At 38.6% G+C, this 6,615-nt stretch carries 9 protein-coding genes; 6 read left to right on the top strand and 3 right to left on the bottom strand.

What is annotated here, in order from left to right:
* Positions 1–13: 13 nt before the first annotated feature.
* Positions 14–652, bottom strand: coding sequence for a Crp/Fnr family transcriptional regulator (locus tag FZ945_RS09055; protein WP_107929591.1), 639 nt, complete (start codon positions 650–652; stop codon positions 14–16).
* 98 nt (positions 653–750) lie between these two features.
* A complete protein-coding gene (mscL, locus tag FZ945_RS09050; RefSeq protein WP_021086457.1) occupies positions 751–1,158 on the bottom strand; it encodes a large-conductance mechanosensitive channel protein MscL in 408 nt (135 codons plus the stop codon).
* A gap of 147 nt (positions 1,159–1,305) precedes the next feature.
* Here mscL and gltX point away from each other — a divergent pair, with 147 nt between their 5' ends.
* The 3 genes from gltX to FZ945_RS09035 are packed head-to-tail and all read left to right on the top strand — an operon-like array spanning position 1,306 to position 4,518.
* A complete protein-coding gene (gltX, locus tag FZ945_RS09045; RefSeq protein WP_148804011.1) occupies positions 1,306–2,601 on the top strand; it encodes a glutamate--tRNA ligase in 1,296 nt (431 codons plus the stop codon).
* A gap of 8 nt (positions 2,602–2,609) precedes the next feature.
* Positions 2,610–2,903 (top strand): YggT family protein, encoded by a 294-nt coding sequence (locus FZ945_RS09040; RefSeq protein ID WP_021089641.1) that lies wholly within the window; start codon positions 2,610–2,612, stop codon positions 2,901–2,903.
* Positions 2,881–4,518, top strand: a complete 1,638-nt coding sequence (locus tag FZ945_RS09035; RefSeq protein WP_148804009.1) for a lytic transglycosylase domain-containing protein — start codon at positions 2,881–2,883, stop codon at positions 4,516–4,518. The genes FZ945_RS09040 and FZ945_RS09035 overlap by 23 nt, the downstream gene beginning before the upstream one ends.
* Here FZ945_RS09035 and FZ945_RS09030 read toward each other — a convergent pair.
* Complete coding sequence (locus tag FZ945_RS09030; protein WP_262367207.1) at positions 4,439–4,882, bottom strand: hypothetical protein; 444 nt, start codon at positions 4,880–4,882, stop codon at positions 4,439–4,441. The genes FZ945_RS09035 and FZ945_RS09030 overlap by 80 nt on opposite strands.
* Positions 4,883–5,039: 157 nt before the next feature.
* On the opposite strand from FZ945_RS09030, the gene mobB reads away from it, so the two are divergent.
* Genes mobB through FZ945_RS09015 form a run of 3 tightly spaced genes read left to right on the top strand, consistent with a single transcriptional unit; the run spans position 5,040 to position 6,600 of the window.
* Positions 5,040–5,519 carry a molybdopterin-guanine dinucleotide biosynthesis protein B gene (gene mobB / locus FZ945_RS09025; protein WP_103646102.1) on the top strand — a complete coding sequence of 160 codons (480 nt, stop codon included), beginning with the start codon at positions 5,040–5,042 and terminating at the stop codon, positions 5,517–5,519.
* A complete protein-coding gene (locus FZ945_RS09020; RefSeq protein WP_262367206.1) occupies positions 5,519–6,382 on the top strand; it encodes a class 1 fructose-bisphosphatase in 864 nt (287 codons plus the stop codon). The genes mobB and FZ945_RS09020 overlap by 1 nt, the downstream gene beginning before the upstream one ends.
* A complete protein-coding gene (locus FZ945_RS09015; protein ID WP_002940116.1) occupies positions 6,382–6,600 on the top strand; it encodes a hypothetical protein in 219 nt (72 codons plus the stop codon). The genes FZ945_RS09020 and FZ945_RS09015 overlap by 1 nt, the downstream gene beginning before the upstream one ends.
* Positions 6,601–6,615: the final 15 nt, after the last annotated feature.

Genomic DNA, 6,615 nt, shown 5'->3' with positions numbered 1-6,615 from the left:
TTGATATTAACTTTCAATAAGAATAAATTTCTTGTAGCCCACCTACATTTTTTTCTAGAATTTGGTTCTTCTCGTCAAGTTTGACCAAACCATTTGTTTTAAATTTATTTAAAATTCTCGAAAAAGTTTCTGGAGTCATATTGAGTATCGATGAAATTTTTGTATGCTTTAGTTCATTAAATAGATCTTCATGATCTAAAATAAACCTAGCTACCTTCTCTTCAGAGCTTAGTATTAGCTCTTGATGAAGTAAATTCGTTGTTATCCTTATCTTTTGAGCCATTGATTTTAGAAATTTCATGCAAATTTCTGGCTTTGTTAAAAATTGTGCTTCAAATTTTTCATAATTTATCTTTAAAACTTCACCAGAGATAGTAAAAATGGCGCTTGCAGGATATGGGATATTTTCAAAATTTACGACTTCAGCTACAAAATTCATAGGTGCAAGCTGATGGATAAAAATTTCCTTGCCATTTGCCGTAGTTTTATAAAGTTTAACTGAGCCAGTTATCAAAAACGTAAGCCACTTTGGCTCCTCGCCCTCTATAAATAAAAACTCGCCTTTTTTGTATTTTTTAACAACACTGATTGCTTCAAGTTTGGCTAGGTCATCGGCGCTAAGACCTTGGAAAAATGGGATTTGTTCTATCATATTTTACTCGCTTTTAAGATGAAAAAGCATTTTAGCATAAAAAATAGGACAAAATTTAACGGATTTCAAAGGGAGCTTTCTCCCTTTGATTAAAAAATTTATTTTTTTAGAAGATCTCTGATCTCAGTAAGAAGTGCTATATCAGCTGGAGTTTCAGGCTCTGCAGGAGCTGCCTCTTCTTCTTTTGGTAGTTTATTTTTAAGTGTATTTAAAGCTTTGATGACGCAAAAGATACAAAACGCAATGATTAAAAAATCAACCATTGTTTGTATAAATGAGCCATAGTTTATCGTAACAGCTGGCGCACCTTCTGCAGCTTCTTTTAGTGTTAGCTTAAGATCAGTGAAATTTACACCGCCTGTTATAGCGCCAACTACTGGCATGATAATATCGCCAACTAGTGATGAGACAATCTTTCCAAATGCTCCACCGATAACAACACCAACTGCCATATCTATGACATTTCCGCGCATCGCAAATTCTTTAAATTCACTGATAAAACTCATTGCTTTCTCCTATAAATAGTTAAATTTTCGTGCGGATTTTATAAAAACTATGCTTTGCTTAGCCTAAAAATTTAAAATTACATAACTTTAAATTTATCAAGCTAGTGTTATAATCCAAACTTCAAATTTAACGTAAGGAATGAGCTTATGTATCGTTTTGCACCCTCTCCAACAGGAGATATGCACATAGGAAATTTACGTGCTGCTATTTTCAACTATATTTGTTCTTTGCAAGATAAAAGTGGCTTTATTTTACGCATAGAAGATACCGACAAAGAGCGAAATATCGAGGGAAAAGAGAAAGATATCTTAGAAATTTTAAGCAAATTTGGCATAAAACCAGAGCAAATTTACATCCAAAGTGAGAATTTAAAATTCCACAGACAGCTTGCATCAAAGCTCCTCATCAACAAAAAAGCCTTTGCCTGCTTTTGCACCGAAGAAGAGCTCGAAGCTAAAAAGCAAAAAGCAAAAGAGCAAGGCGTGGCATATAGATATGACGGCACCTGCGAGAGGCTAAGCGACGCTGAAGTTTTAAACTGCGAGAAGCCATTTGTTATCCGCATGAAAAAACCAACACGCACGATGAGCTTTACAGACGCGATCAAAGGCGAGCTAAGCTTCGAGCCAGACGCAGTTGATAGCTTTGTCATCATGAGAGCGGATAAGACTCCAACTTATAACTTCGCCTGCGCGATTGATGATATGCTAGAAGGCGTGACCTTTGTCATACGCGGCGAGGATCATGTGAGCAACACACCAAAGCAAGACCTCATACGCGAGGGGCTTGGCTACACTGGCAAGATGAACTACGCGCATTTGCCTATCCTTTTAAATATAGAGGGCAAAAAAATGAGCAAGCGCGAGAACGAATCAAGCGTAAAATGGCTCTTTGAGCAGGGATTTTTGCCTGAGGCGATCGCAAACTATCTGATACTTCTTGGCAACAAAACTCCAACTGAAATTTTTACTATCGAAGAGGCGGTGAAGTGGTTTGATATAACTAAAATTTCACGCTCGCCTGCTAGATTTGACGTGAAAAAGCTTGAGCAGATAAATAGAGAACACATCAAGCTTGCCTCAAAAGAGCGTATAAAAGAGATCTTTGGCGTGGATGAGAGTAAGGTTGAGCTAGTTAAATTTTACACTCAAGAAAGCTCTCTTGTGCCTGAGATAAAGGCAAAAGTTGAGGCTATTTACTCACCGAAAATAGCTCCAGATGAGTATAAAAACGAATTTGAGATCATAAAAAAAGCAGCTCTAAATTTAAAAGCGTGCGAGAGCTTTGATGAGTTTAAAAAAGAGCTTATGAGCGCTACAAATTTAAAAGGCAAAAACTTTTTTATGCCGCTACGTGCGCTGCTTACAAACGACCTTCATGGCCCTGAGCTAAGCGAGCTCTATCCGCTCATCAAAGATGATTTAGCAAAAATTTTGATCTAGGAGCAAAAATGATACTTTCCACTCTATTTTCAGCGATCGCAAACATTTTGCACCTTATCATCACGGTCTATACGTGGATCGTCATAGCAGCGGCTCTCATTAGCTGGGTCAAGCCTGATCCTAGCTCGCCAGTCGTGCAGCTACTTTATAGGCTGACTGATCCTGTTTATAGCTTCATCAGACGCTACATCAAAACAGAATTTAACGGCATCGACTTTGCCCCACTCATCGTGCTTTTAGCACTTCAACTCATAGATCAATTTTTAATAAGGCTTTTATTTGTTTTTGCTGCGTCACTTTAGTATCCTCTCTTTAGCCTGCGTTGCTCTTTTAGCTAAAATTTACACCTACGAGGAGCTAAAAAACGAGCCAAAAAGCCTTGCAAAAGACTACTACATAAACCGCCTTATAAACGAGGGCAGCTACACAAAGGAGCAGATAGCTGAGCTTTCACGCGACGTTTTTAGAAAAAGTGGCTTAGTTCAAAAATCAATCAATAAAATTTTACCTCCCAAAGCAGCCCCTAGCAAGTGTCCTGGCATAAATGCAAGCAACATCACAAGTGCTAGCTTGGCTTGCCAAAATTTACTAACAACGATGAGCTTTTCTCTAAAGCTTGATAGTAAAACTCGTGAAATTTTAGCGGCAAATCTTGCAAATACAAACCCAGAAAAAGCTAGAATTTTACGCACTTTAAACGAGCCAAACCCAGCTCTTAGCTTTGCAAATGCAAACGATACAAAGAGCTTTTTAGAGCTTTTTAACGCTTCAAACCCGCAAAGTAAAAATGCGCTTTTTAGCGTAAATTTTGAAGCAAATTTTATGAACAAGCTCTACATGCAAAAGGGCTTTACAAATTTATTAAACGATATCGTATTTAATAAAAAATATGAAAGCTTTAGAAGAAATTTACTTAGCATAGATCCAGCTGTCACCGAAAAAGGCGACGCATTTACACTTGGGCTAAACGCCATCTTGCTTGGTCAAAATGACGTTGCATTTAGTTTTTTCACAAGAGCTAAAAATACCTTTGATAGGGCTTGGCAAAGGGACAATGCCATATTTTGGCAGTATGAACTAAGCGGCGATGAGAGCTTTTTAAAAGAGCTAAGTGCTAGCAAAGATGCAAATATCTACTCACTTTACGCAAGAGATTTGGTCGGTGGCGAGCCATTTGAGGTGATCGTGCCAAGACCTAGCAAGCAAAATATCGAAAATTTTGATGTGAGCGATCCATTTTTGTGGAACAAAACCGCTGCCCTTGCAAAGGATATGAACGCCACACAAGCAAGCGAATTTGCTATGAAATTTTACACAAACGAAAGTATCGGTGCATACGCATACTTCATGCAAAAGGCACATGGCTGGGAGAAGCAGTACTTTTTGATGCCAAACTCACCAGAGCTTGAAGGCATCAGCACTGAGCGAAAGTCGATGATCTACGCACTAGCAAGACAAGAGAGCCTCTTTATCCCAAGTGTCGTTTCTACCTCATACGCTCTTGGTATGATGCAGTTTATGCCATTTCTCGCAAATGCGATCGGCAAAAAAGAGCTAAAAATTCCAAATTTTGACCAGGACGATCTTTTTAAAACTGATGTTGCATTTAAATTTGCAAATCACCACCTAAACTACCTTGATAAATTTCTCTATCATCCGCTCTTTACAGCCTACGCGTATAACGGCGGCATCGGTTTTACCAAAAAAGTCATCACAAGAGATGATATGTTTAAAGAGGGGAGATTTGAGCCATTTTTATCTATCGAGCTAGTCCCAGTGGCTGAGACTAGAAACTACGGTAAGAAGGTGCTTGCAAACTACGTGATCTATATGGCGCTTAATGGTTCCAGTATAAAGATTTCGCAACTTTTCGAAAATTTAACAAAACCGGCTTTGACTGATAAATTTCGAAACTAAGCGCGAGATCGTCGCTTTGCTTACTTGGTGCGGTCACTTCATAATAGACCGCCCAAGGCATAGAAAATCCAGCAAATTTAAGCATCTCGTCACTTTCATCAAGCAGCCTTGCATTTGTGGCATTTGAGTCACCATTTACCTTTATATTGCTCAAATTTTGCGCATGCTCTTTTGGGTTTATGGCTACTAAAAAGTGCTCTTTGTTCTCGTCTAAATTTGAGTTATATATAGGATTTAGATAGGTTGCAATTATAAGCGTTCTATCGGTGCTATCAATGATCTCGCTCTTGCTTGTGTAGGCTAAAAGCTCATTTTTTAGTGGCTCATGCACGATCACTTTTTGATCAGCACAACCAAATATCATCAAAATAAATATAAAAAATAGTGTAAATTTTCTCATAAAAAACTCTTAAAACATTAAATTTTCTCGCATTTTAGCATTTTATTTTTTAAATTTCACTCATAAATTTTAAAGCCAATATGAGCTATAATCGCAAGAAATTTTAACGAAAAAGGCTCTTATGAAAAGACTTGCCATTGCTTTTTCTGGCCCTTCAAATAGCGGAAAAACGACGCTTATCTTAAAAGTCGCAAAAAAATTTATAGATGACGGGCTAAAGGTTGTTGTAGTCAAGCACGACCCAGGCGACAAGGCCAAATTTGACGTTGAAGGCAAGGATAGCTTTAAATTTTCTCAGGCAGGAGCTGACGTAGTCGTGATGAGTCCGACTAGAACGACTTATTTTTCACAAAGCTCGCAAGGCATAGACGAGGTCATAAGGATGATCGGCGAGTTTGACATACTCTTAGTCGAGGGGCTAAAGACACTGCCACTGCCAAGACTAAGCGTCTTTAGAGGTGAGATCGATGAAGCTTATCTTAGCTTTTCAGACGCGATCGCCACTTATAAAAAACAGATCCCCTACGAGATCACCAATCTAAATTTAGACGATATAGACGCCATTTGTGCGTGGATAATCAAAAATGCAAAGGCTGTATAATGCAAGAACTAAACCAAATTTTTAACACCATAAAAGATATAGCAAAAGAGATAAGCGAGGTGATAAAATACGCCGATCTTGGCTACACAACTCACGAAAACGCAACTGGCGACATCCAGCTAAAGCTTGACGTCAAAAGCGACGAGATCATCACAGCTAAATTTAAGCAGCTTTCATGCTTAAAAGCGCTAATTAGCGAAGAGAAAGAGGACGAGCTTGAGATAAATAAAAATGCTAAATTTATCATCGCTTACGATCCACTCGATGGCTCAAGCCTAGTTGATGTAAATTTCGCCGTTGGCTCGATCTTTGGCATATACGAAGACGAGGTAAAACCAGAAAATTTAATAGCCGCAGCTTACAGCATCTATGGTCCAAGACTTGAGCTAGTAATTGCTGAGAAAAAGGGCGCTTTGCCTAAATTTTATAGGCTTAGCAAAGATGGCGAGTTTAAATTTGTAAAAGAGCTTGAGCTAAAAGAAAAAGGCAAGCTAAACGCTACAGGAGCTACGCAAAAAGGCTGGAGTCAAACGCATAGAAATTTCATAAACGAGCTATTTAACGAGGGCTACAGGCTAAGATACTCAGGTGCGATGGTGAGCGACTTGCATCAAATTTTACTAAAAGGCGGCGGTCTTTTTAGCTACCCAGCAACGAGCGATCATCCAAATGGCAAGCTAAGGGTTGTCTTTGAAGTGTTGCCATTTGCCTTTATATATGAAAACGCAAAGGGCGCAACCTCAAACGGCAAAAACCAAACACTTTTTGATATAAAAATAGAAAAAATTCACCAAACTACGCCATGCTTCTTTGGCTCACGTGATGAAATTTCACTTTTGCATAAATTTTACGAGCAAAAATAATGCAAGAAGCACAAGCAAACGAGCCACTTGACGCATTTGAGCTAGCCCTAAAACAAAAGGCTAAAATCATGCAAGAGTGCCAAGAGCAAAAAGGTCGCAAAAGCTGTTTTAACTGCGAGGCATTTTTTGACTGCGAGACGAGGATAGAGTATGTAAATAGCTGCTACAACTCGATGTCAAAAGGCAACACCGGTAGTGACGGCGGATTTGATTTTTAAATTTAAAGGAAAAAT

Source organism: Campylobacter concisus, from assembly GCF_902460535.1.
Lineage (GTDB): Bacteria > Campylobacterota > Campylobacteria > Campylobacterales > Campylobacteraceae > Campylobacter_A > Campylobacter_A concisus_AS.
The sequence above is the reverse complement of the archived record's forward strand: the minus strand, read 5'-3'. Positions and strand labels throughout refer to the sequence as shown.